General features: G+C 38.4%; 23 protein-coding genes. 16 read left to right on the forward strand and 7 right to left on the reverse strand.

What is annotated here, in order from left to right:
- Positions 1-17: 17 nt before the first annotated feature.
- Genes ACKGJO_RS04325 through ACKGJO_RS04335 form a run of 3 tightly spaced genes read left to right on the forward strand, consistent with a single transcriptional unit; the run spans position 18 to position 2,481 of the window.
- On the forward strand, positions 18-842 hold the full coding sequence (locus ACKGJO_RS04325) for an outer membrane protein assembly factor BamD (protein ID WP_411322172.1): 825 nt from the start codon (positions 18-20) through the stop codon (positions 840-842).
- Complete coding sequence (gene nadD / locus ACKGJO_RS04330; RefSeq protein WP_411322173.1) at positions 842-1,426, forward strand: nicotinate (nicotinamide) nucleotide adenylyltransferase; 585 nt, start codon at positions 842-844, stop codon at positions 1,424-1,426. Before ACKGJO_RS04325 ends, nadD begins: the two co-directional genes overlap by 1 nt.
- Positions 1,427-1,449: 23 nt before the next feature.
- The gene (locus tag ACKGJO_RS04335; RefSeq protein WP_411322174.1) at positions 1,450-2,481 is read left to right on the forward strand and encodes a S66 peptidase family protein; all 1,032 of its coding nucleotides are present in this window, start codon (positions 1,450-1,452) and stop codon (positions 2,479-2,481) included.
- 12 nt (positions 2,482-2,493) lie between these two features.
- On the opposite strand, the gene ACKGJO_RS04340 is transcribed toward ACKGJO_RS04335, so the two are convergent.
- Entirely contained in the window at positions 2,494-3,564 is a 1,071-nt protein-coding gene (locus ACKGJO_RS04340; RefSeq protein WP_411322175.1) for an alanine racemase, read from the reverse strand.
- 12 nt (positions 3,565-3,576) lie between these two features.
- Positions 3,577-4,416 (reverse strand): 5'-nucleotidase, lipoprotein e(P4) family, encoded by an 840-nt coding sequence (locus tag ACKGJO_RS04345; RefSeq protein WP_411322176.1) that lies wholly within the window; start codon positions 4,414-4,416, stop codon positions 3,577-3,579.
- Positions 4,417-4,540: 124 nt separating this feature from the next.
- Between ACKGJO_RS04345 and ACKGJO_RS04350 the strand changes: the two genes are divergently transcribed.
- The 6 genes from ACKGJO_RS04350 to ACKGJO_RS04375 all read left to right on the forward strand — a co-directional run bounded on the left by ACKGJO_RS04350 (position 4,541) and on the right by ACKGJO_RS04375 (position 8,877).
- Entirely contained in the window at positions 4,541-4,978 is a 438-nt protein-coding gene (locus ACKGJO_RS04350; protein WP_411322177.1) for an ATP-dependent zinc protease family protein, read from the forward strand.
- A gap of 18 nt (positions 4,979-4,996) precedes the next feature.
- Positions 4,997-5,920: a 30S ribosomal protein S6--L-glutamate ligase gene (rimK, locus tag ACKGJO_RS04355; protein ID WP_411322178.1), complete on the forward strand. Its 924-nt coding sequence runs from the start codon at positions 4,997-4,999 to the stop codon at positions 5,918-5,920.
- Positions 5,913-6,857, forward strand: a complete 945-nt coding sequence (locus tag ACKGJO_RS04360; protein ID WP_411322179.1) for a succinylglutamate desuccinylase/aspartoacylase family protein — start codon at positions 5,913-5,915, stop codon at positions 6,855-6,857. The genes rimK and ACKGJO_RS04360 overlap by 8 nt, the downstream gene beginning before the upstream one ends.
- Positions 6,858-6,868: 11 nt before the next feature.
- Complete coding sequence (locus ACKGJO_RS04365; protein WP_411322180.1) at positions 6,869-7,213, forward strand: hypothetical protein; 345 nt, start codon at positions 6,869-6,871, stop codon at positions 7,211-7,213.
- 6 nt (positions 7,214-7,219) lie between these two features.
- Entirely contained in the window at positions 7,220-8,110 is an 891-nt protein-coding gene (locus ACKGJO_RS04370; RefSeq protein ID WP_411322181.1) for a diacylglycerol/lipid kinase family protein, read from the forward strand.
- Positions 8,111-8,190: 80 nt separating this feature from the next.
- The gene (locus ACKGJO_RS04375) at positions 8,191-8,877 is read left to right on the forward strand and encodes an energy transducer TonB (protein ID WP_411322182.1); all 687 of its coding nucleotides are present in this window, start codon (positions 8,191-8,193) and stop codon (positions 8,875-8,877) included.
- 41 nt (positions 8,878-8,918) lie between these two features.
- On the opposite strand, the gene ACKGJO_RS04380 is transcribed toward ACKGJO_RS04375, so the two are convergent.
- The 4 genes from ACKGJO_RS04380 to der form a co-directional block, all read right to left on the reverse strand.
- On the reverse strand, positions 8,919-9,287 hold the full coding sequence (locus ACKGJO_RS04380; protein WP_411322183.1) for a response regulator: 369 nt from the start codon (positions 9,285-9,287) through the stop codon (positions 8,919-8,921).
- A 176-nt stretch (positions 9,288-9,463) separates the two neighbouring features.
- A complete protein-coding gene (locus ACKGJO_RS04385) occupies positions 9,464-9,916 on the reverse strand; it encodes a redoxin domain-containing protein (protein WP_411322184.1) in 453 nt (150 codons plus the stop codon).
- 619 nt (positions 9,917-10,535) lie between these two features.
- Positions 10,536-11,066 carry a hypothetical protein gene (locus tag ACKGJO_RS04390; protein ID WP_411322185.1) on the reverse strand — a complete coding sequence of 177 codons (531 nt, stop codon included), beginning with the start codon at positions 11,064-11,066 and terminating at the stop codon, positions 10,536-10,538.
- A gap of 164 nt (positions 11,067-11,230) precedes the next feature.
- Positions 11,231-12,538 carry a ribosome biogenesis GTPase Der gene (gene der / locus ACKGJO_RS04395; protein WP_411322186.1) on the reverse strand — a complete coding sequence of 436 codons (1,308 nt, stop codon included), beginning with the start codon at positions 12,536-12,538 and terminating at the stop codon, positions 11,231-11,233.
- 125 nt (positions 12,539-12,663) lie between these two features.
- On the opposite strand from der, the gene ACKGJO_RS04400 reads away from it, so the two are divergent.
- On the forward strand, positions 12,664-12,843 hold the full coding sequence (locus ACKGJO_RS04400) for a hypothetical protein (protein ID WP_411322187.1): 180 nt from the start codon (positions 12,664-12,666) through the stop codon (positions 12,841-12,843).
- A gap of 5 nt (positions 12,844-12,848) precedes the next feature.
- On the opposite strand, the gene ACKGJO_RS04405 is transcribed toward ACKGJO_RS04400, so the two are convergent.
- Positions 12,849-14,879, reverse strand: a complete 2,031-nt coding sequence (locus ACKGJO_RS04405; protein ID WP_411322188.1) for an ATP-dependent helicase — start codon at positions 14,877-14,879, stop codon at positions 12,849-12,851.
- A gap of 191 nt (positions 14,880-15,070) precedes the next feature.
- On the opposite strand from ACKGJO_RS04405, the gene ACKGJO_RS04410 reads away from it, so the two are divergent.
- Genes ACKGJO_RS04410 through ACKGJO_RS04435 form a run of 6 tightly spaced genes read left to right on the forward strand, consistent with a single transcriptional unit; the run spans position 15,071 to position 20,710 of the window.
- Positions 15,071-15,736 carry a thymidine kinase gene (locus ACKGJO_RS04410; protein ID WP_411322189.1) on the forward strand — a complete coding sequence of 222 codons (666 nt, stop codon included), beginning with the start codon at positions 15,071-15,073 and terminating at the stop codon, positions 15,734-15,736.
- 9 nt (positions 15,737-15,745) lie between these two features.
- Positions 15,746-17,074 (forward strand): NupC/NupG family nucleoside CNT transporter, encoded by a 1,329-nt coding sequence (locus ACKGJO_RS04415; protein ID WP_411322190.1) that lies wholly within the window; start codon positions 15,746-15,748, stop codon positions 17,072-17,074.
- A gap of 38 nt (positions 17,075-17,112) precedes the next feature.
- Positions 17,113-17,448, forward strand: coding sequence for a hypothetical protein (locus tag ACKGJO_RS04420; RefSeq protein ID WP_411322191.1), 336 nt, complete (start codon positions 17,113-17,115; stop codon positions 17,446-17,448).
- Positions 17,438-18,349: a peptidyl-prolyl cis-trans isomerase gene (locus tag ACKGJO_RS04425; RefSeq protein WP_411322192.1), complete on the forward strand. Its 912-nt coding sequence runs from the start codon at positions 17,438-17,440 to the stop codon at positions 18,347-18,349. Before ACKGJO_RS04420 ends, ACKGJO_RS04425 begins: the two co-directional genes overlap by 11 nt.
- Positions 18,339-19,721 carry a peptidylprolyl isomerase gene (locus ACKGJO_RS04430; RefSeq protein WP_411322193.1) on the forward strand — a complete coding sequence of 461 codons (1,383 nt, stop codon included), beginning with the start codon at positions 18,339-18,341 and terminating at the stop codon, positions 19,719-19,721. Before ACKGJO_RS04425 ends, ACKGJO_RS04430 begins: the two co-directional genes overlap by 11 nt.
- Positions 19,718-20,710, forward strand: a complete 993-nt coding sequence (locus ACKGJO_RS04435; RefSeq protein WP_411322194.1) for an AAA family ATPase — start codon at positions 19,718-19,720, stop codon at positions 20,708-20,710. The genes ACKGJO_RS04430 and ACKGJO_RS04435 overlap by 4 nt, the downstream gene beginning before the upstream one ends.
- Positions 20,711-20,718: the final 8 nt, after the last annotated feature.

Here is a 20,718-nt window from a genome sequence, read left to right on the forward strand (position 1 = left end):
AACAATCAAAAATTTCGATGCTTAATAAACTGTTAACGGTATTTGGACTGCTGTTCATATTTTCAGCCTGTCAAAACGATAAATTGATCAAAAGAGGAGATACCTTACAGGTTGCCTATCAAAAGGCTATGGCTTTTTACATGGATGAAGATTACACTGAGGCCGCTAATGCTTTTGATACAGTTACCAGACTTGGACGGGGAACTGACTATGGCCAGGAAGCTCAATTCTATCTGGCAGAAAGCTATTATAAAAACAGACAGTATTTGCTGGCTGCCTCAGAATTTGATCGCTTTGCAAGCCTTTACCCAAATGAGGAACGCCGACAGGAGGCAGAATTTAAAGCTGCCATGTCCTACTATCACCAAAGTCCACGCTATAAGTTGGATCAGTCTGCCACACGAAATGCCATTGAACGCTTTCAACTATTCAACAACCGTTATCCCGATTCGGAACTGGTTACCGATGCCGCTGATAAAATTGATGAACTTAGAAATAAACTCGCCCGAAAATCTTATGAAGCTGCTCAATTCTATGTAAGAACAGATCAGTATTTAGCAGCTACCATCTATCTTGAAGAAACCATTGATCAATATCCTGAATCAGAATGGGCAGAAAGAGCCTTGGTTGACCTTATTAAGACTTACATAACCTATGCCGACAACAGCGTGCCGGATCGACAGGAGGAACGTTATTCCAAGGCTGTGGATACTTATGAGAAGTTCTTACAACTTTTCCCTGAAAGTGACTACAGGAGTAATGTAGAGAATATGCATGATGAAGCTCAGAATAAACTTACTGATGTCCTAAATGATATGGTCAGTGAATCATCTGATAACTAATGTCTAAACGGATCGGATTATTCGGGGGTACTTTTGATCCCGTCCATTATGGGCATGTTGCTTTAGTGAACTCATTTCTGGAGTCCCACAAAATTGACGAATTATGGGTTTTACTCACTCCAGTACCACCTCACAAACAAGACAAAGAGCATGCTTCATTTGATGACAGAAAACACATGCTTAATCTTGCATTCAAAAATGACAATCGTGTGAGTATCAATACAGTTGAGCGAGATCTTCCAAAACCTTCCTATACCATTAGGACATTAAGGCATCTACTTAAAGAACATCAAAGTGTAAAATTTTACCTGTGTATAGGAGAGGATAGCTTGGCCAATTTTGATAAATGGAAAGACCACAGAGATATCCTTGATATGTGTGAACTTCTAGTTGCAGAACGGCCAGATGTTTCCCACGAACATGTTGATAAAGAGATCATGAACAAAGTACATTTTGTAGAACATAAACCTGTTGAAGTATCCTCAACTTCTATAAGATCACTGATATCTGATGGTAAAAGTGTAAAACATTTACTGACGCCGGAAGTTTATAAATATATTATGGCTAATAATCTATATCAGTAATACCACTTTAAAGTGAATTAAGCATGCCAATATCCAGAAAAGACTTTCTTCGGAATTCACTGTTAGCCACAGGCTTATCAATAACAAGTGCAAGTCAAATTATCAAGGATCTTAATTGGATTAATAAACCGGAGATGATCAAACCGCGGGCTTTAAAAGTAGGTGATACTTTGGGTCTTGTTGCTCCGGCAAGCCCAATTTATCAAGATCAGGTGTTTCAGGAAATGATTGCAAATCTGAAAGATCTTGGTTTTAAACTAAAGCTCGGTAAGTCAGTAAAAAAACAATATGGCTACCTTGCCGGCAGGGATGACGAACGCCTGCTTGATCTTATGACAATGTTTGAGGATGATGAAGTAAACGGTATCATGTGTATCAGGGGCGGATGGGGTAGTAACCGAATATTGCCGCTAATTGACTACAAACTGATCAGAGATAATCCTAAGGTATTTTGTGGATTTAGTGATATTACCTCTATCCACATGGCCATTAATAAATATTCAGGCCTTTATACTTTTCATGGACCGGTCGGCAAGTCTGTTTGGAATGAATATACAACTCAGGCTTTTCGAGATACAGTGATGTCTCCAAAATTAAAAGAGATTAAAATTCCCGATGAAGAAAAAGAAAACGCCTTTATAATAAACTCAGGTAAAACAACCGAAAGAATTTTCGGTGGAAATCTATCCGTATTGACAACTTTGATCGGTACTGATTATTTACCTGATCTTGAAGGAGTAATTTTGTTTTTAGAAGATGTTGGGGAAAGTGTTTATCGTATTGACAGACTACTAACACATCTTAAAATGGCAGGTATACTAGACAAAATCAGTGGGTTTATTTTTGGAAAATGTACGAAATGCAATTCAGGATCAAATAGTCTGCAGATGGGTGAAGTACTTAAACACCACATCAAACCATTACAAATTCCGGCATTCTATGGGGCAATGATCAGTCATGAAGATAACAACCTCACTATTCCAATTGGAATAAATACTGAAATGGATGCGGATAATATGGTCATTCGATTTATGGAAAAAGCTGTGTTAAGCTAAAGTAAGCACACGCTATTTATTTACAGCAGATAAATGATCAACAATTTTACCTTCCGTAGTTATATAGGACTGCATAAGATCAGCTGTAAGACATGAATGTATTGGAAAAATCTGAATCGTTTCTTCAACGTTGATCTCATTAAATACCGGTGGGCTGCATTTAATGATACCATGTTCCTGGGATAAGCTTTTCAGGTATGTTTCCACAGAAAGATGTTTAAGACGCGGTTCTCCAAAACTATTACTGCCATTGATCTCGATAGCTTCTTTAGAAAAATGAACGGCACCACCGTGAATCAAAACCTCATATCTTTCATCAAACTTTTCGATAACAGGACATTCCATATATATTGCAATTTCGTTAGGTGAGCAGGAGCCTATTTCAACCTGCATCCAATCGTAGAATACAAAATTACCCGGACTAAGCTGGTCTACAGGTCCAAAGTCATTCAGTAGACTGCAAGAGGGCGTGTCCCCAAAACAAATAGGTAGATCAGAGAATTTACTCTTTATAGTCGATAGCTTTTCTATCACAGGTTCGATCAGGTTTAATACATTCTCAGCTGAACGGGCTTTATATGTAAAACCGGCGTGGCAATAAAAACCTGCTGCATATAAGTTTTTAGAGGAATTTATGGTCTTTAGCAGTATCTCCATTTTGTCGAGATCACCAATTGGTACACCGCTACGTCCATAATCAGGATCCAATTCTATATACAGTCCCATTTCATGTCGGATCTCAGAATCTAATTTCTTGATGACATCATCAGAGATAACGAGTGTTTTAAGATCTATCCTTGAAGCAATATCATTATAAACTGATGAAGCTAAAATATTGGCAGGAAAGGCAATAGTTATATCCTCCCAGCCATCATTGGCAAAATATTCAGCCATTTTAAGGGAGGAAACGGTTATTCCTTTCACACCATTTTCTTTGAATATTCGACCAATATCAATCGACTGATGTGTTTTAAAATGGGGTCTGAATTCAATATCAGAACGGCGACACTTCACAGCCATATTTTTAATATTCTGTCTGACAATTTCCAAATCCAGATTAAGTGTAGGATATATTGAACTCATGATATTGCTCAACTATTTGTTATAAACAGGGTTCAATCCGTGATTTGGTGAATCACCGGTTTCAAGTTCTGACCTTAAAACGGAATCCCATGAACCGTATATAGGATTAGGTAGAATAAACCATTTTCTGCCAAAATATTCGGAGTATTCAACAACCTTGCTTTCTCTCTTTAACTGACTTATCTCCTTGGCCGAAAAGAAATCATTGAGGTCATCTCCAAAAATCATAATAACACGATAATTGTCTTCGACCATTTTTCGACGATTAATCTTAGATGAGTTCCAGTTAGGCTGTTCGCCGTTAGTAAGGATGTTATCCATATTTTTGGTCACCGGAAAACCAAGTTTTATCAGATTCTCACGAGTGGCATGCTCAACTTCATAAGTTCGGTTACTGAGATAGAAAATAGTTACTCCTTTTTCAGCAGCATACTTAGCAAATTCAAGAGCTCCGGGCACGGCGTCAGCGTTTGCTTCCAGGCACCAGGTTTTCCAGTCTTCCGAATTATATGATTTACCTTCGAGGATCATTCGCGCCTGAAAAGGTGAATTATCTAGCACGGTTTCATCAATGTCCATGATAATGGCAGGAGGAAGTTTGCGATAGGTTGACTCGTCTGTTTGATTCAAAGATGCTGACCAGAAGGAATCTTCCATAGGAAGGGCAAGCATTCTCTCAGCCGTTTTATACGCTTGATAATTCAGTGCGTCATATTCAGCAGAATTTTGCACCCAAAGTGTAGCCTGAAGAGAAGGGTCTTCAGGTTTGGCCTCTTCTGAGTTACTTATGGTTTGTGTTGATGCGCATGAAGTTATAAAGAAAATGGCAAGGAGGTAAATAGATCGGTTCATAAAGAACTTATTTGAACTGTTGGATTTGATCATTAAGATATGAAATCAAAACAATAGCTAATTAATTTTCTAAGAGAATGTTATTCCGTGAAGAAAACCATTATTTTTGGGTATTATGAAAACAATGCCAAAACAAAAAATTATTGGGCGAACTGAACTTGTAGATCTTCCCGAATGGAACTTCAACGATCTGGAAGCTAAAATTGATACTGGTGCATACACTTCAAGTTTGCATTGTCATGATATTGAGGCTTTTGAAAAGAATGGGGAGAGCTGGATAAAATTCTTCTTACTTGATCCGGATCACGAGGCATACAATAAACAGGAAATAATTATGCCGGTTCATGATAAGCGTGAAGTCAAATCATCCAATGGTGAGTCTGAACTAAGATACATCGTAAAAACGAAAGTACTTTTTTTTAAGGACCCTTACATCATTGAATTTTCATTAACTGACCGCTCCGCAATGAAATATCCTCTTTTAATTGGAAGAAAATTCCTGCAAAAAGGACCTTTTTTGGTAGATGTAACTAAAGAAAATTTGAATAATTTAAAAAAATAAAGACCCGGAGTCTTAATAATGAACATTGGAATCCTTTCCAGGAACTCTTCTTTGTACTCAACACAGCGCCTGATTAAAACCGCAGAAGAACATGGCCACCAGGTAGAGGTCATCGATCACCTTAAATGCGATATCGTAATCGAACAGGACGATCCTAAGATCTATTTCAAAAGTAAGAGAATCGATTATCTAGACGCCATAATTCCAAGGATTGGTGCTTCAGTAACTTTTTATGGAGCTGCCGTAGTCCGCCAGTTTGAAATGATGGATGTATTCAGCGTGGTTCATTCCCAGGCATTGGTTCGTTCCAGAGATAAACTCAGGAGCTTGCAATTGCTTGCCAGTTCCGGAGTAGGGCTTCCCAAAACAGTATTCACTAATTATTCGAAGGAAGTAAAAAAGATTATTGAGTCTGTTGGAGGAGCGCCTCTTATCGTTAAATTACTTGAGGGTACACAAGGTCATGGTGTTGTTCTTGGACCCACTAAAAAAGCTTCTGAGTCTATCATAGAGGCCTTTCATGCCATGAAAGCAAGGGTTATTGTCCAGGAGTTCATATCTGAATCTAAGGGTGCAGATATTCGAGCTTTTATTGTGGACGGAAAAGTGGTCGGAGCTATGAAGCGACAAGGAAAAGAAGGTGAGTTCAGGTCAAATCTTCACCAGGGTGGCAGTGGAGAACTCATAAAATTAAGCAAAACTGAAAGAATTGCAGCCCTCAAAGCTGCGGCTGCCATGGATCTTCAGGTTGCCGGAGTTGATATGCTGCAATCGGAACGAGGTCCGCTTATTCTTGAGGTGAATTCTTCTCCCGGTTTAGAAGGAATTGAGAAAACCACAAATAAAGATATTGCTAGTTACATCATAAAATACATTGAGAAAGCTGTAGAAGAACGCAAAAAAAATCCAGCCCGTAAAAAGAAGGCTAAAAAGAATGCCTAAACACATTACGATCAATAAGGAAAAGATCGCATTAGGTGAACAAAAGACGATAAATCTGAATATAGCCCGTTTGCCGACCTACACCAGTATCGATCTGCCTGTTTTAGTTTATCGGGCACCTGAAGATGGACCTGTTTTACTTTTAACAGGTGGATTACACGGCGACGAAATTAATGGTGTTGAGACTATCAGAAGAATGATCGAAAGGGAACTTGTGATACCGGATAAAGGAACGGTTATTGCCATCCCTATCGTGAATATCTATGGTTTTATACAAAATTCCCGAGGATTGCCCGACGGAAAAGACATCAACAGAAGCTTTCCGGGAGCGAGGGGAGGTTCGCTTGCTAAATTACTGGCTCATACCTTAATGTCTGAGATCATCCCTGTTGTGGATTGCGGTATCGATTATCATACAGGAGGAGCCTCAAGGTCAAACTATCCCCAGGTTAGATGCTCTTTCAAGATCGATAAAGCAAAAACATTAGCTGAAGCAATGGGCAGCCCGGTAATGATGCATTCTGGACTGATATCTAAAACATTCAGAAATGCAGCACACAAGAAAGGAGTCGAAATATTGGTGTTTGAAACAGGGGAATCTCTTAGATACGATGAATATGGTATTGAAGAAGGGATCGACGGTGCTCGTAGATTAATGAAGCATCTTGGAATGATCAAACATGCACCTGATGCTATAAAGACACGTGTGTTCAATAACTCAACCTGGATACGAACTAAGAATGCCGGGTTATTTATACCGAAGACAATACTTGGAGAAGAATTAAATAAAAGGCAGGTTCTTGGGTTGATAAAAGACCCATACGGAGAATTAAATTCTCGAGCGGTGGCTCCACATGATGGTATGGTAATAGGGCTAAATAATTGCCCTGTAGTAAATAAGGGCGATGCCCTTATTCATTATGCATATAATAAATAAATATCAGAACATTGGAAATAGATCTACTTTTTGTTACAGTAAAAAAATCTGACTGGCGTGAAATTTCTCAAAGTGAATACATTTATTCGCCTGAATTTAGTTCAGATGGAAAATTGAGGACGTTCACAGGAAAAAATGCCGAAACAATCATAAATGAATTTTATTCGGGTGAGCCTTTGTTGCTGATCGTGCTAGACCCTTTAAGAATTCAGGCTCCCATAAAACATATTAAAGTTAATGATTTAGAATACGTTGAAATACTAGGTGAGGTAACGAAAGATGCCTTGATCGATAAGATCATCTTAAAATCAAGTAAGGAAGAAAAGTATTCTCTCGATGTAAAGCACTTTGATTAAATAAAGTTGAGTGAGTCTGCTAAATATTGTTTCATAATCAACTGCGCTTCAAATGCTTATTCATCTGAAGGGTTATTCCGGCGGCATGAAAATTTGATCAGAAACAAGTTTCCCGATTCTGAAATCAGATATATACATTCTGAGGATTCTATACAGGGTTACGTAAATGATAATCTTAATAATTTTTCCCACTTTATTGCCTGTGGTGGTGATGGCACCGTAAATCAGGTTGCAAATTCCCTTGCCGATAAGGATAAGATTATGGGTGTGATTCCTTTAGGCAGTGGTAATGATTTTGCTAAAAACATAGGTTTAAATGCTGATTTTGGTCATAACCTATCTGTATTGATAAAAGACAAGGTCAAAAAAATAGATGCTATTCAAGCCAATCAGGAATTATTTGTTAATACCTATGGCATTGGTGTTGATGGATTAACAAATTACTACGCCTCAAAATCTAAATTTAGATCCGGCTTTCTTAAATATTTTATTGCTGGACTCAGAGCATTGTTACAAGCTGATCGTTTTGATGTTGAAGTTACCATTGATGAATCTTCTCTTGTAAAATTGGATTCAATTTGGATGTTTGCAGTTGCAAACGGAAAAACAGAAGGAGGGAGATACAAAATTTCGCCATACTCCGATAATGGTGATGGAGTAGCAGAGATCGTTATAGTTAATGATATATCGAGACTTAGACTTATCATTGAATTCATTAAACTTTCTTTTGGTGTGCCATTCAACCAAAAGGTTGTGGATGTCCTTGAGTTCACAAGGATACTAAAAGTTCACACTTCAAAAGAACTCAGAGCTCACAGTGATGGTGAACAATTGGGTACTCATAACCGATTCAGTTTTCAAATGGAAAAAGCTTGCCTTAGTGTCATTGTGAAGTAATTCTACGGATTTCAGCTTCATAATATCTTCATTAGCACAGCATATCTTAATATAACTTCTAAAACCAACAGGAGGTTACTATGAGATTTCCGGTAAAAATAATTGACAGGAAAAATGATCTGAAAAAGGGGTACTTGATTCGATTAGAAATTGGATTCATCTTAGCACTTCTTATTATGATATCTGCCTTTAAACTTGATTTAAACATTAATCAAGAAAAAGACGATTTAGTTGTAGAGCGTCAGGAAGAAGTATTTGTAGAGGAAATTGTACAAACCAAACAAGAATTAAAAGCACCGCCACCGCCAAGACCTATGGTTCCTGTAGAAGTACCCAATGATGAGATCATAACTGATGACTTTATTGATCTCGATGCAGAATTAGATCTGGACGAATCATTTATGGAGTTGCCGCCACCACCGCCACCTGAAGTGGAAGATAATTCAGATGAAGAGGAAATTTTCATTGTAGTTGAACAGATGCCTGAACTAATAGGTGGACTGGCCTCATTGAATAAACATATAACATATCCTGAGATGGCTCGAAGAGCTCAAATAGAAGGTCGTGTTATTGTTGAATTCATAATTGATAAGGAAGGAAACGTAAGAGATCCTAAAATAATAAGGGGTATTGGTGGGGGTTGCGATGAAGTAGCTCTTAAAGCTGTTAAAAAGGTGAAATTTAAACCTGGCATGCAGCGGGGCAAACCTGTACTGGTGCGTTACAGTATGCCAATAAGTTTCACATTAAAAGATCAGAATAGTTAGTCACTAAATCTAAAGTAGGTTAAATATTAAGCCCTGAAGTATCAGGGCTTTTTTTGTTCAACTGAATCAATATTCTTTTTAAGGTCATCGAAGCTAACGGGTTTAATTAGATACTCTTCGAAATTAGTTGATCGGGCTCTTTTTAGATTAGCGGGATCAGAATTACCGGTTATATAAATAACAGGGAAATGAAGCTCTTTCTCACGGATCTTTTCCATCACTGTGATGCCATCAATATCATCCTCAAGCATAATGTCCATTAAAATGAGATCTGGTGAGATCGATTGGATCTGATCTATTGCTTCAGATCCTTTGGTTACAATGGATGCAACGTCATGCCCAATTCTCTCGACCATTTTGGACAAAAGAAGGGATAAAACTTTATCGTCTTCTACAACAACTATCTTCATTACTAATACTATTTTGTTTGTTAGCCAATCGCCATAAGTAATTAAAAATTCTACACGATAATAAGAAATATTTACACAATGTAATGATTTAAATATATAATGCTTTCTTATAATTTATATTATGTAAAGTTAGGTTATGATAGACATAAACAATTCCTTGCCTATAGATGCTATTATTAATTCAGTTCGACTAATACTTCCTGAATTTTATTTAGATCAGGCATATCACCTGAATTTTCAAGGATCTCTTTGTGTACAATCTCTCCAGATTTATCTAACACAAATACAGATCGTTTAGACACCCCCTTCATTCCAAAGTAATTTTCATAAAGAACATTGTACGCCTCACTAACATCCTTGTTGAAATCACTGAGTAGTGTATAATTTAAATTATTGGCTTCTTTAAAAGCATTTAAACTGAATGTACTGTCCACGCTAATAGCTAATACCTCTGCGTCCAGAGAATCATATAGTTTCATATTATCTCTAGTTGTGCTTAGCTCTGTAGTGCAAACACTGCTGAATGCCAGTGGGAAAAAAAGTAATACTACATTCTTCTTTCCTTCAAATGAGCTAAGTGTTACTTCTTTTAAATTAGTGTCTTTTAAGGTAAAATCTGTTGCTTTCAATTGTATGATGTTTAATTTTCGTTTTGAAAAGAGACTGACTGACTAAATCGATACAATACCAATAAAATTCCCGTTGATAATAATAATTCGTTGATCCAGATGTTTTCTACCATGTACCGATTAAAAACAAACCAATATAAAATAAAGGCTAAGCTAACAAATGAGAGTCCTAAAATGTAATAATTGCGACCGGCAGCATTAGCTTTATTTACTGTGAAGACAAGAATTGTAACGATCAAGGCCCCTCCCTGATATATTCCATTTACAAGGTTTTTTATAACAATGGAGTCTATGATCATTGGAAAAAAAATAAAACTTACGAATGGTAAAGCTGTCAAATATAATGGGAATCGGGCAAATAATGGTTTTGACTCTCTTATAAGTACTAACAACCCACTAATATAGAATGTAACTGATACCAATTTACCCCAGTTCATAATGAATTGACTGGTTTGTAACTCTAAAAGGTGAAATGAATAAGCGACACATAATATGAGGGCTGAAATTCCAAAATATAGATCTACCAGCGACCTTCTACGTATGTACTGCTTGAGCAAAGTGCTCAAAGTGATCAATAATGTTATTACAACAACTAGGTCAACCCACTGTACCGGTTCCATTAACTGCTAGAATCTCTGCTTTCAAGTTCTTGTTTAGAGTTATTCGATTTTTGATATTTCATAACCAGGTCAGCTATCTCTTTCAATGTCTTTCTTTCTTTGTTGACCATCCTTAAGGTAAACTCGTATAAAGTGATTGTTGACCTTCCTTCCGTAATTTCTCTCTCCCAATCAATTAACTGTAAGTTCTTTATAAGGTTAATTAGTGCAACTCTGTGCTTAGAGATCTTGTATAAAAGTTTTTGGATGTTTTGTAGAAGCTCCTCGTCTCTTTCGTAGCTTTCTGACGGTTTGGTATATGAGTTTAGATTGATGGGACGGTTATTTTTAAAAGTATCCTCGATTACCCTTCTATAATACCGTTGCTGAGCGTGGTCGAGATAATGAAGTATTTCGGCAATAGAGCTGCCATCTGCTGGGGTTTTATCGTACGGCACAGAATCAATCACGTACTTCAAGGCTTCTGCCTCATGTTCAAGATATGCTACATCACTAATTAATGAATCAATTTGGCTCTGTTTTATCTCCATTCGAAATGAAACCTCTAAGACCGGCTGTTTGATGCGGGAGTTAAATAGTTGTTATTGTTTCTGATTGCTTTTCACCATATCAATATGGCTCTCATTTAAGAACAATTGCGATGAAAATACTTCATTGTTGTCTTAGCATCAAAGAATATTATAAGATCCTTTGATTATTTTTGTCTAAATACCATCGTTATTGGTACTCCAATAAACCCAAATCTTTGACGTATCTTACTTTCTATGAATTTCCGGTAATTCGGCGGTAACTCATGGGGACTATTCATAAAGAACTTAAACACTGGTGGGTTGCTCTTAACCTGGGTACCGTATGTTATCTTGAGTTGCTGCCCTCTTTTCATAGGTAAAGGCCGCTCACCTAACATAGTTTCAATAAAGTCATTGAAATCAGAAGTTGAGATCTCTTTTCGGCGTTCCTCGATCACAGTTTGTGCCATATCCAGCACCTTATGAACACGTTTTTTATTCAATGCGGAAATTGTAACAATAGGTATATAAGATAGCTGAGGAACTGAAGTATAGATGTATTCTTCGAAATCTTTTACCGTGTTAGTATCTTTTTCAGGCACGAGATCCCATTTGTTTAACACGATCACGAGTCCCTTGTTGAATTTCTCGGCTTCTTTTAAAACGCGCTTATCTTGTGCATCAAAACCTTGCATCGCGTCTACCATAAGAATGGCAACATCACATTCACGTATAGCCTTTTCTGTTCTAACAGTGCTGTAAAATTCAATATTCTCTTTGACCTTTGTCCTCCTTCTCAAACCGGCCGTATCAACGAGTATGTAATCCTTGTCATTATAATGAAGGTGACTATTCAAAGAATCGCGCGTGGTACCGGCAATATCGGTCACGATAGCCCTTTTGTCATCCAGTAAAGCATTGAACAAACTGCTTTTCCCCACATTGGGACGGCCAATAAAGGCCAATTTTGGTGTTTTAATTTCAGGTTCAGGATCAGCCTCAGGAAGATGTTCAACCACCTTATCGAGCAGATCACCGGTTCCCATTCCACTAATGGATGAAACCGGATAAAGATCTTCAAATCCTAGCTCATAAAATTCAGTGGCATTGAGTCTCCGCTCTTCATTATCAGCTTTATTTACTACTAATATAACCGGTTTGTCTTCTTCTCTTAGCAAAGATGCAACGGCCTTATCCAAAGCATTTACTCCGGTTTCAACATCAACTACAAATAGTATGACATCAGATTCTTCCAAGGCTATGTGAACCTGCTCTCTAATACCAACTGACATGACATTCATATCGTCTGGCAAATACCCACCTGTATCAATAACACTGAAATCACGGCCATTCCAAAAGGTTTCACCGTAATGTCTGTCTCGTGTTACACCGTATTCATCATGAACAATGGCTTTACGTTTACCGATCAGTCTATTAAAAAAGGTTGATTTACCAACGTTTGGGCGTCCTACTATTGAAACTACTGGAAGCATTTTAAGTGTTAGATTCTTAGATTATAACAAGCAATAAAGGTACGCATTATTCAGCACAATATACTATGCTTCAAAGCTTTTACGAAAACTTCGGATTCCTCGGCACTTTGTTAATAGCCATCTTTATGTTCATTTTTTTTATTTTTTGGATGGCGGGAATGGCCGGGATAACTTTACCATATGATGGTGGACGCAAGAAAGGACACAACTGGCAGATCGCGTTGGCAATTTTTGTACCCATCTACCCTATCGCATGGCTTATATATGATATGTACATGCAAAGAAAATACATGAAAGAAGATTGAACAGGTCAGCTACCCGGCTCTTGTAAATTGTTTTCTTCACCTTCTGGTAACTGCTTTTGCCGATCTTCTTCAACAAGTTTCCACTCTTCTACAAGATCCTCATTCATCTTCTTCAAAAAGCGGGATGGTTGCGTAAAATAATCTCCATAGGCAGACTGTGCCAAAACCGGGTAGCTGAAATAGAGCATATCTTCTGCCCTGGTAACGGCTACATATAGGAGCCTGAGCTCCTCATCCAATTGTTTTTCATCTTCAACCGAATAAGATGAAGGTATGATGCCATCAAGGCACTGTATTATGATTACATGTTTCCATTCCAAACCCTTTGCAGAGTGAATGGTACTTAAAACCAAAGGAGCTTCTTCTTTGGTTTTTTGTTGCGTATCGACAGCAGTAGCAGTAATGGGGTCAAGAGCTAATTCTTCGAGCATTTTAGGCAAAGAATCAAAGCTCTCCGATACATTAATAAAAGCTTCTAAGTCTTTAATGCGCTTTGGATAATCATCATAACGCTTCTTGCAAAAGATCTTGTAATAATCTGTGATCAATTCTATCACTTTAGGTATAGAGTGATCGTTTTTTTTAATATCGACCAGTAACTTACTAAGCTCCTTAAGCTGATCAATGTACGACTGACTTGTTGTATCAGAGAGGTCTAGCTGGTATGGATTTTTGGCTAATCGTATCCACTCGAAAAGTTCCTGTGCTGTCTTGGGACCTATTCCGTCTAGCAGCATAAGAACGCGGTTCCAGGCAATAGTATCCATTGGATTCACCAAAACCCTGACATGTGCCAAGACATCTTTTATGTGAGCAGCTTCAGTGAATTTTTGTCCGCCATACTTCACAAATGGTATATTATTTCGATTCAGCTCAACTTCCAGGTCAAAAGAATCTCTGCCGTTTCTAAATAACACCGCAATTTCATTGAGACGCAAGCCCTTTTCGCGTAATTGTAATACGATCTGAGAAATAAACCGGCTCTGATCGTGCTCGCTCGATGATTGTACTAAAGCAGGTAAGTTACCTCCCTGATTATTAGAATAAAGTTCCTTATCGAACTTAAAACTGGCCTGTTTTAGCAAATTATTAGCAACCTGAAGGATCTCAGGCGTAGACCTGTAATTTTCTTCTAGCTTTATAACTTTGCTCCCTTGAAATCTTTTAGGAAATTCTAAAATGTTCTGATGATCGGCTCCTCGAAAAGAATAGATACTTTGAGCATCATCACCTACAGCCATAATATTATCATGCACGCTTGAGAACAACTTTGTAAGATCGGCCTGTAACTTGTTGGTATCTTGAAACTCGTCTACCATAACGTATTTATTTGCTGAGGCTACCTTAATACGTATATCATTATTCTTACTTAATAATTCCCTCGTATTGATAAGCAGATCATCAAAATCCATCACAAAGTTCTTTTCTTTGTAAGCCTGATAAGCATCAGCTACTTGAAAGATCTTTTCCTCCTCTTCAAGGAACTGTGGATGTTCTTCTTGAAGAACCATTCTTATATCAAGGTTTTTATTTTTGGCTGTGCTAATGATGTTAAGCAGAGTATTTTTGTTGGGAAAACGTTTTTTCTTTTTGTGAAGATCAAGCTGTGTTCTAACAAATTGAATCACTTCCCGGGAATCAGAAGTATCAATAATGGTAAAATTGGCAGGATACCCTATGGCATCGGCGTATCGATGTAAAAGCATACTGCAGTAAAAATGAAAGGTTCCACCCTGAACTTGTTTGCAGCGTTCATCCAGAATATTGCTGGCCCTATTTAGCATTTCTCTGGCTGCACGCCTTGTAAAGGCAAGCAGTAATATATTTGAGGGGTTAACACCACTTTCAACTAGTCGGGCTACACGATGAACCAATGTACGGGTTTTACCAGTGCCCGCCCCTGCAACCACTAAAGCCGGTCCATTGTCATGGAATACGGCCTCAACCTGACGTTCATTCAGCAATTCCCTGTATGCGATCGAATAGTCTTCAGGCCGTTTTACCGGTTCATCTTTTTTCAATATAAATTTCTTCATGCATCAAGATACCAATCTGTTCGTATATGTAAAAATTATGTATTGCCTGGCTCGCCTTCTGATTCCAAAAGAGAAATTGTATCAATACACAAAAAAAGAAATCTGTTGTTTTAAACTTTCCTTTTCTCCCTATCGCCTGATATATTCCAACCTTAAAATTACAAGGTTCAAATACAGAATAGAAGAAATTAATGATCAACGAACCCTCATTGGCTCCAAGAGAATTTGGATGGATCGAAGTGGTCTGTGGCGGAATGTTTTCAGGAAAGACTGAGGAACTTATCAGGCGAGCCAAAAGAGCACATATTGCCGGTCAGCATGTTGTTGTCGTTAAGCCTTCTTTAGATAAAAGATACAGTGATGAAGAAGTAGTTTCTCATAACGAAACAGCCTTACCTTCCATATTAGTAGATACGGCCGATCAGATCGTTTTACTGACCAGCAACGCCAAAGTGGTTTGTATTGATGAGGCACAGTTTTTTGACGATCGTGTAGTTGATGTCGCAAATACCCTTGCAAATGATGGTAAACGTGTTATTGTAGCCGGATTAGATATGGATTCTGAAGGAAGGCCATTTGGTCCGATGCCCAATTTACTTGCTGTTGCAGAGTATGTCACAAAACTACATGCTGTGTGTGCAGAAAGTGGGACTATGGCACATTACTCTCAGCGTATTATTGAAAAGGAAGGAAAGGTTCTGGTAGGTGAATATGATGCCTACGAACCCAGGGCCCGTCATTGCTTTCGTCCACCACATGATAAACGACGTGGAAAACCAATTAAACCATTTGGCAACTCTAACGCAGAAAGATCCAATAAACAACCTGCAAATCAAGAACAAAAAGAACTAACTTAATTTACCCTCATGGATATAATTCGTGGAATTATTGGAATTGTAGCTCTTCTTGGGCTTGCCTTAATTTTCAGTAAAAACAGAAAGAATATAAACTGGAAACTTGTTGGAATAGGAATTGGATTTCAGTTTTTATTGGCCATTTTTATTTTAAAAGCCGATGTTATTGCCGCATATTGGGCCCCTCTTGGCTGGCCGATGATAGCTTTTCAAAAAGTTGCAAGCTTCTTTGTTGTGGTTTTAAATTACACAACAGAGGGAGCTTCATTTATATTTGGCCGATTGGGACAGGGTCCCGGTCACCCTGAAAGCTTAGGTGTGTTTTTTGCATTTCAGGTGCTTCCGACCATTGTATTCTTCGCTTCGTTAACAGCTATTTTATACCACTATGGTATCCTTCAATTTGTCGTTAAAATAGTCTCCAAAGGCATACAGAAGCTGTTGGGTACATCAGGGGCAGAAACTCTTTCAGTGGTCTCAAATATTTTTGTTGGACAGACAGAGGCTCCTCTTGTAATCAAGCCATTCATTGAGAAAATGACTAAATCTGAACTTATGGTAGTCATGACCGGTGGTATGGCTACCATTGCCGGCGGCGTAATGGCTGCCTATGTTGCTATGCTTGGCACTCCTTTTGCAGAAGCAAATGGTCTCGAAATAGCGGTTGCACAACAATTATTTGCCGAGCGATTACTTGGAGCAAGCCTCATGGCTGCACCTGCAGCACTCGTGATTGCAAAGATCCTTATACCGGAAGATGATGAGCCGGTTACTAAAGGTGAAGTATCCATGCATGTTGAAAAGACCGATGCAAATGGTATAGATGCAGCTGCAACAGGAGCAGGCGTTGGCCTAAAACTAGCTTTAAATGTCGGGGCTATGTTGTTGGCCTTCATTGCTTTATTGGCAATGTTCAATGGAATACTTGGTTGGGGCAGTGACCTTATTGGAATCACATCCCTATTGGGTGAATCACTTACGATAGAAATGTTATTGGGCTGGGTATTTGCTCCTATTGCCTGGTTGATAGGTGTTCCCTGGGCAGATGCCGTTAACATGGGATCTATGCTTGGCACCAAGATCGTACTGAATGAATTTGTGGCCTATCTTCAGCTTGCCCAAGAGGTAAGCGCAGCTAATATTTCTCCTAAAACTATAGCAATGGCGACTTTCGCTCTTTGTGGATTTGCCAACTTTTCATCCATTGCTATTCAGATCGGTGGTATCGGCGGCCTTGCACCAAGTAGAAAATCTGAATTGGCTAAATTTGGTATAAAAGCTGTTTTTGCCGGTACATTGGCTAATTTGATGACAGCTACTTTTGCCGGGATGTTATTCTAACATTAATACATTTTTACTGAATACGGTTAGATATGATATTGTTCCGGATTTTATCAGTTTCAATACAATTCCTGGCATTGCCCTTCCCTGTTATAGGCCAGGGATTTAAATCTCCTCTCACTGTCGGAATTGTAAATAATGAAAATATACAAGTTAAATCTCACTCCTATACAACTTACAGTAATTTTCCTGAATTCGACCTCAAAGAACGAAATAAGTCTTTTGAGGAAGCGTTTGACCAAATGCTTAATGAGTATCTGCCGGATAAAGAAAAGGAATTTATACAGAATTTAAGAGAGGTTTATAAAGTGAAGGAGATTTATCCTAACTTAAAGCAAGCCTACAATAGCTATAATTTCCGCCATGCAGACTAATTTTATACTCTTCATCACGTTTATCTTGATCTCATTTCAAGCTTGTCAGCCAAAGAATGGTAACGACACTGTTGTATTAGCTGAGGTTGGTGATGAGGTTTTAACACAGGCAGATGCTATTTCATCTATTCCTGTAAATGCCTTGCAAACTGATAGCACGCTCGCTCTGCAAAATTTCACAGAAGACTGGGTTAGAAGGCAGGTAATATTGCAGGAAGCAAATCGGCTTAATTTTACGAACAGAAGAGACGTTAGAGAACGCATGCAGCGTGTTCAGGATGAGTTTATACTTCAGGCAGTTCAGGACTATATTATCAGTGAATTTGAGGATGATCTTAGTGTAAGTGAACTTGAAGCCCGGAACTACTATCAACAAAATAAAGACAAATTCACTCTCGAAGAACCGTATGTACAATATCGTCACGTAATTACTGAATCCATTTCGGAAGCTCAAAGTGCGAAACGTGAGATAATGAGAGGTACAGACTGGGAGACAGTCGCCAAAAGATATTCAAAATATCCTGATCTTAAGATCAGAGAGTCACAAAAGTTCTGGCCGATCTCCATTTCTGGCGGTGAAGTGAACATGCTCAATCGATACTTACGTGTAATAGGTCCATCCGAAATATCGCCTATCTATCGTTCGGGCAATGAATATCACTTTGTGCAGTTAATAGAAGAGCGGCCTGAAGGTGACCATCCGGATCTGGATTGGCTTATAGAACAAATACGTGATTGGTTGACGCTTGAAAAACGTAAAAGAGCATTCAACACATACGTAAAGAATCTTTATCTTCAGGCTCAGGCAAATAACGAAATTAAAATTTATAACAAAACTGATGAAAGCAGTAATGCTTTTGCAGATACCGTTTCATTGAGAAAAATCAATAATGAAGAATAAACTTTTTTTATTACCCCTCCTTTTAATCACCCTATTTATACAATTAGATCTTACAGCCCAGGAAAAACCAATATTAGCTGATCGAATTGTTGCTCACGTTAATGACAATATCATTCTGAAGTCTGATATCGATCAAAGTGTGGCCGATTATATGAGGCAGGCTCGCGTCTCAGATCAGAATGTTGAATTTAGTGAAGAGTTATGGTTCAGTTTTCTTGAATCTGCAATTAACAACTATGTAATGCTTGAGAAGGCTGAGATCGATTCCATAACCGTTTCTGATGATGAAGTGAGCCTCCAAATGGACCAAAGAATAAGACAATTGGTTGCACAGGCCGGAAGTGAACGTGCTTTAGAGCAAGCATTTGGCAAGTCACTGATTCAACTCCGTGCAGATTTTAAGGAAGATTTCAGAGAGCAAATGATAGCTCAGCGTGTTCAGCAACAAAAAATTCAATCTATAAGCATAACCCGACCTGAGGTTGAAGAATTTTTTAATGCTATTCCAACAGATTCTTTGCCAACAATACCTGAACAAGTGGCTTTGTCACAAATTGTGATCGTTCCTCCTGCTAAAGATGATGCTAAGCAAGCCGCCTTCAATTTCGCTCAGCAGCTTCGTGATTCCATCGTTGTACACGGAGTGCCTATTGAAGAACTTGCACGTCGTCACAGTGATGATAGAGGCTCAGCTGCCAATGGCGGAGCTTTACCATTAATGGGACTTGATGAGCTCGTATCTGAATACTCAGCCGCTGCTTCCGCTCTTCAGCCCGGTGGTATCTCTAAAGTTGTAGAAACACAATTTGGATTTCACATCATTAAATTGAAACGAAGAGTTGGTGACAGAATTGAAACCAATCACATATTAATCTCTGTGGACAATGAACAGCTGGATGAAGAGTATGCTATTAAAAGATTAAATACTCTGAGAGACAGTATCATGACGAATAAAGATGTCAAATTTGCTGCTGTTGCACGAAAATTCAGTGAAGATCCGAACACAAAACCTTATGGTGGTAAGATCTTTGATCCGCAATCGGGTGAGCGCCTTTTACCCTTGAACAGACTTGATCCTGCCATGTACAGAATTGTATTATTGATGGACGAAGAAGGCTCAATTTCTGAACCACGTTCTTTCACGCTTCAGAGTCAAAATAGTAAGGCATACCGAATTGTAAAGCTAGATCAACAGATTCCTGAACATATTGCCAATCTTGAGCAGGATTACGATCGTATCAAGAGTATTGCTCTTCAGCAAAAGCAAAACCGAGTCATGCAGCAGTGGATAGAAAAGCTGCGAGATGAGATTTATATCGAATATAAAATTGAGAGACCTGACAATACAATGGATCTGGAGAATACTTTATGAGAAGTGAAATGAAGGATTCAGTGAAACTGGCTGATGAATTTCATCAAGTTTTTCACGAGATAAAAGCTGAAATTCATAAAGCAGTAATTGGGCAAGAAAATATAATTAACCTTCTGCTCATTAGTTTATTCTCTAAGGGTCACTGTGTTTTGGTAGGTGTTCCCGGATTAGCTAAAACACTGTTGATCAGAACCTTAGCAGAATCACTGAATTTAAGCTTCAATCGAATTCAGTTTACCCCAGACCTTATGCCCGGAGATATTACAGGTACGGAAGTTATCGAAGAAAACAAGGATTCAGGACGTAAAGAATTTACATTCATAAAAGGACCGGTGTTTGCTAATATTGTCTTAGCGGATGAGATCAATCGAACCCCTCCAAAGACCCAAGCGGCTTTACTTGAAGGCATGCAGGAATATCACGTTACTACAGCCGGAAAGACCTACAATCTGGATCAACCGTTTTTTGTTTTGGCAACTCAAAACCCAATTGAGCAGGAAGGAACTTATCCTCTCCCAGAGGCTCAGCTTGACCGTTTCATGTTCAACATTTGGGTGGATTATCCAACACTAGAAGAGGAAAAAGAGATCGTAAGCAAAACCACAGCTTATCAGGATATTCAAATTAATCCGTTACTGACCAAAGAAAAGATACAACAATTACAGGCTTTGGTCCGCGAAGTACCCGTCCCTGAAAATGTGCTTGATTTCGCAGTTGAATTGGTTTCAAAAACCCGTCCTAATACATCTATCGCTCCGGATTACATCAGTAAATATATGAGTTGGGGAGCTGGTCCACGAGCCTCTCAGTATTTAATTTTAGGTGGGAAAGCCAGAGCTTTATCACAAGGCAGATATCATGTGACCGAGGATGATATAAAATCTTTAGCCATTCCTGTTCTTCGTCACCGTATTGTAAATAATTATGCCGCAGAAGCTGAAGGATTTACAACTGTTAAGTTGATCAACATGCTTTTGGACGAAGGGTGACATTTACT

This window comes from Gracilimonas qinghaiensis (assembly GCF_046602855.1).
Lineage (GTDB): Bacteria > Bacteroidota > Rhodothermia > Balneolales > Balneolaceae > Gracilimonas.

Excerpts from the sequence above, each read along its gene's own strand:
- ACKGJO_RS04325 (WP_411322172.1), top strand. The coding sequence starts at position 18 with ATGCTTAATAAACTGTTAACGGTATTTGGACTGCTGTTCATATTTTCA.
- nadD (WP_411322173.1), top strand. The coding sequence starts at position 842 with ATGTCTAAACGGATCGGATTATTCGGGGGTACTTTTGATCCCGTCCAT.
- ACKGJO_RS04335 (WP_411322174.1), top strand. The coding sequence starts at position 1,450 with ATGCCAATATCCAGAAAAGACTTTCTTCGGAATTCACTGTTAGCCACA.
- ACKGJO_RS04340 (WP_411322175.1), bottom strand. The coding sequence starts at position 3,564 with ATGAGTTCAATATATCCTACACTTAATCTGGATTTGGAAATTGTCAGA.
- ACKGJO_RS04345 (WP_411322176.1), bottom strand. The coding sequence starts at position 4,416 with ATGAACCGATCTATTTACCTCCTTGCCATTTTCTTTATAACTTCATGC.
- ACKGJO_RS04350 (WP_411322177.1), top strand. The coding sequence starts at position 4,541 with ATGCCAAAACAAAAAATTATTGGGCGAACTGAACTTGTAGATCTTCCC.
- rimK (WP_411322178.1), top strand. The coding sequence starts at position 4,997 with ATGAACATTGGAATCCTTTCCAGGAACTCTTCTTTGTACTCAACACAG.
- ACKGJO_RS04360 (WP_411322179.1), top strand. The coding sequence starts at position 5,913 with ATGCCTAAACACATTACGATCAATAAGGAAAAGATCGCATTAGGTGAA.
- ACKGJO_RS04375 (WP_411322182.1), top strand. The coding sequence starts at position 8,191 with ATGAGATTTCCGGTAAAAATAATTGACAGGAAAAATGATCTGAAAAAG.
- ACKGJO_RS04380 (WP_411322183.1), bottom strand. The coding sequence starts at position 9,287 with ATGAAGATAGTTGTTGTAGAAGACGATAAAGTTTTATCCCTTCTTTTG.
- ACKGJO_RS04390 (WP_411322185.1), bottom strand. The coding sequence starts at position 11,066 with ATGGAGATAAAACAGAGCCAAATTGATTCATTAATTAGTGATGTAGCA.
- der (WP_411322186.1), bottom strand. The coding sequence starts at position 12,538 with ATGCTTCCAGTAGTTTCAATAGTAGGACGCCCAAACGTTGGTAAATCA.
- ACKGJO_RS04400 (WP_411322187.1), top strand. The coding sequence starts at position 12,664 with ATGTTCATTTTTTTTATTTTTTGGATGGCGGGAATGGCCGGGATAACT.
- ACKGJO_RS04405 (WP_411322188.1), bottom strand. The coding sequence starts at position 14,879 with ATGAAGAAATTTATATTGAAAAAAGATGAACCGGTAAAACGGCCTGAA.
- ACKGJO_RS04410 (WP_411322189.1), top strand. The coding sequence starts at position 15,071 with ATGATCAACGAACCCTCATTGGCTCCAAGAGAATTTGGATGGATCGAA.
- ACKGJO_RS04415 (WP_411322190.1), top strand. The coding sequence starts at position 15,746 with ATGGATATAATTCGTGGAATTATTGGAATTGTAGCTCTTCTTGGGCTT.
- ACKGJO_RS04425 (WP_411322192.1), top strand. The coding sequence starts at position 17,438 with ATGCAGACTAATTTTATACTCTTCATCACGTTTATCTTGATCTCATTT.
- ACKGJO_RS04430 (WP_411322193.1), top strand. The coding sequence starts at position 18,339 with ATGAAGAATAAACTTTTTTTATTACCCCTCCTTTTAATCACCCTATTT.
- ACKGJO_RS04435 (WP_411322194.1), top strand. The coding sequence starts at position 19,718 with ATGAGAAGTGAAATGAAGGATTCAGTGAAACTGGCTGATGAATTTCAT.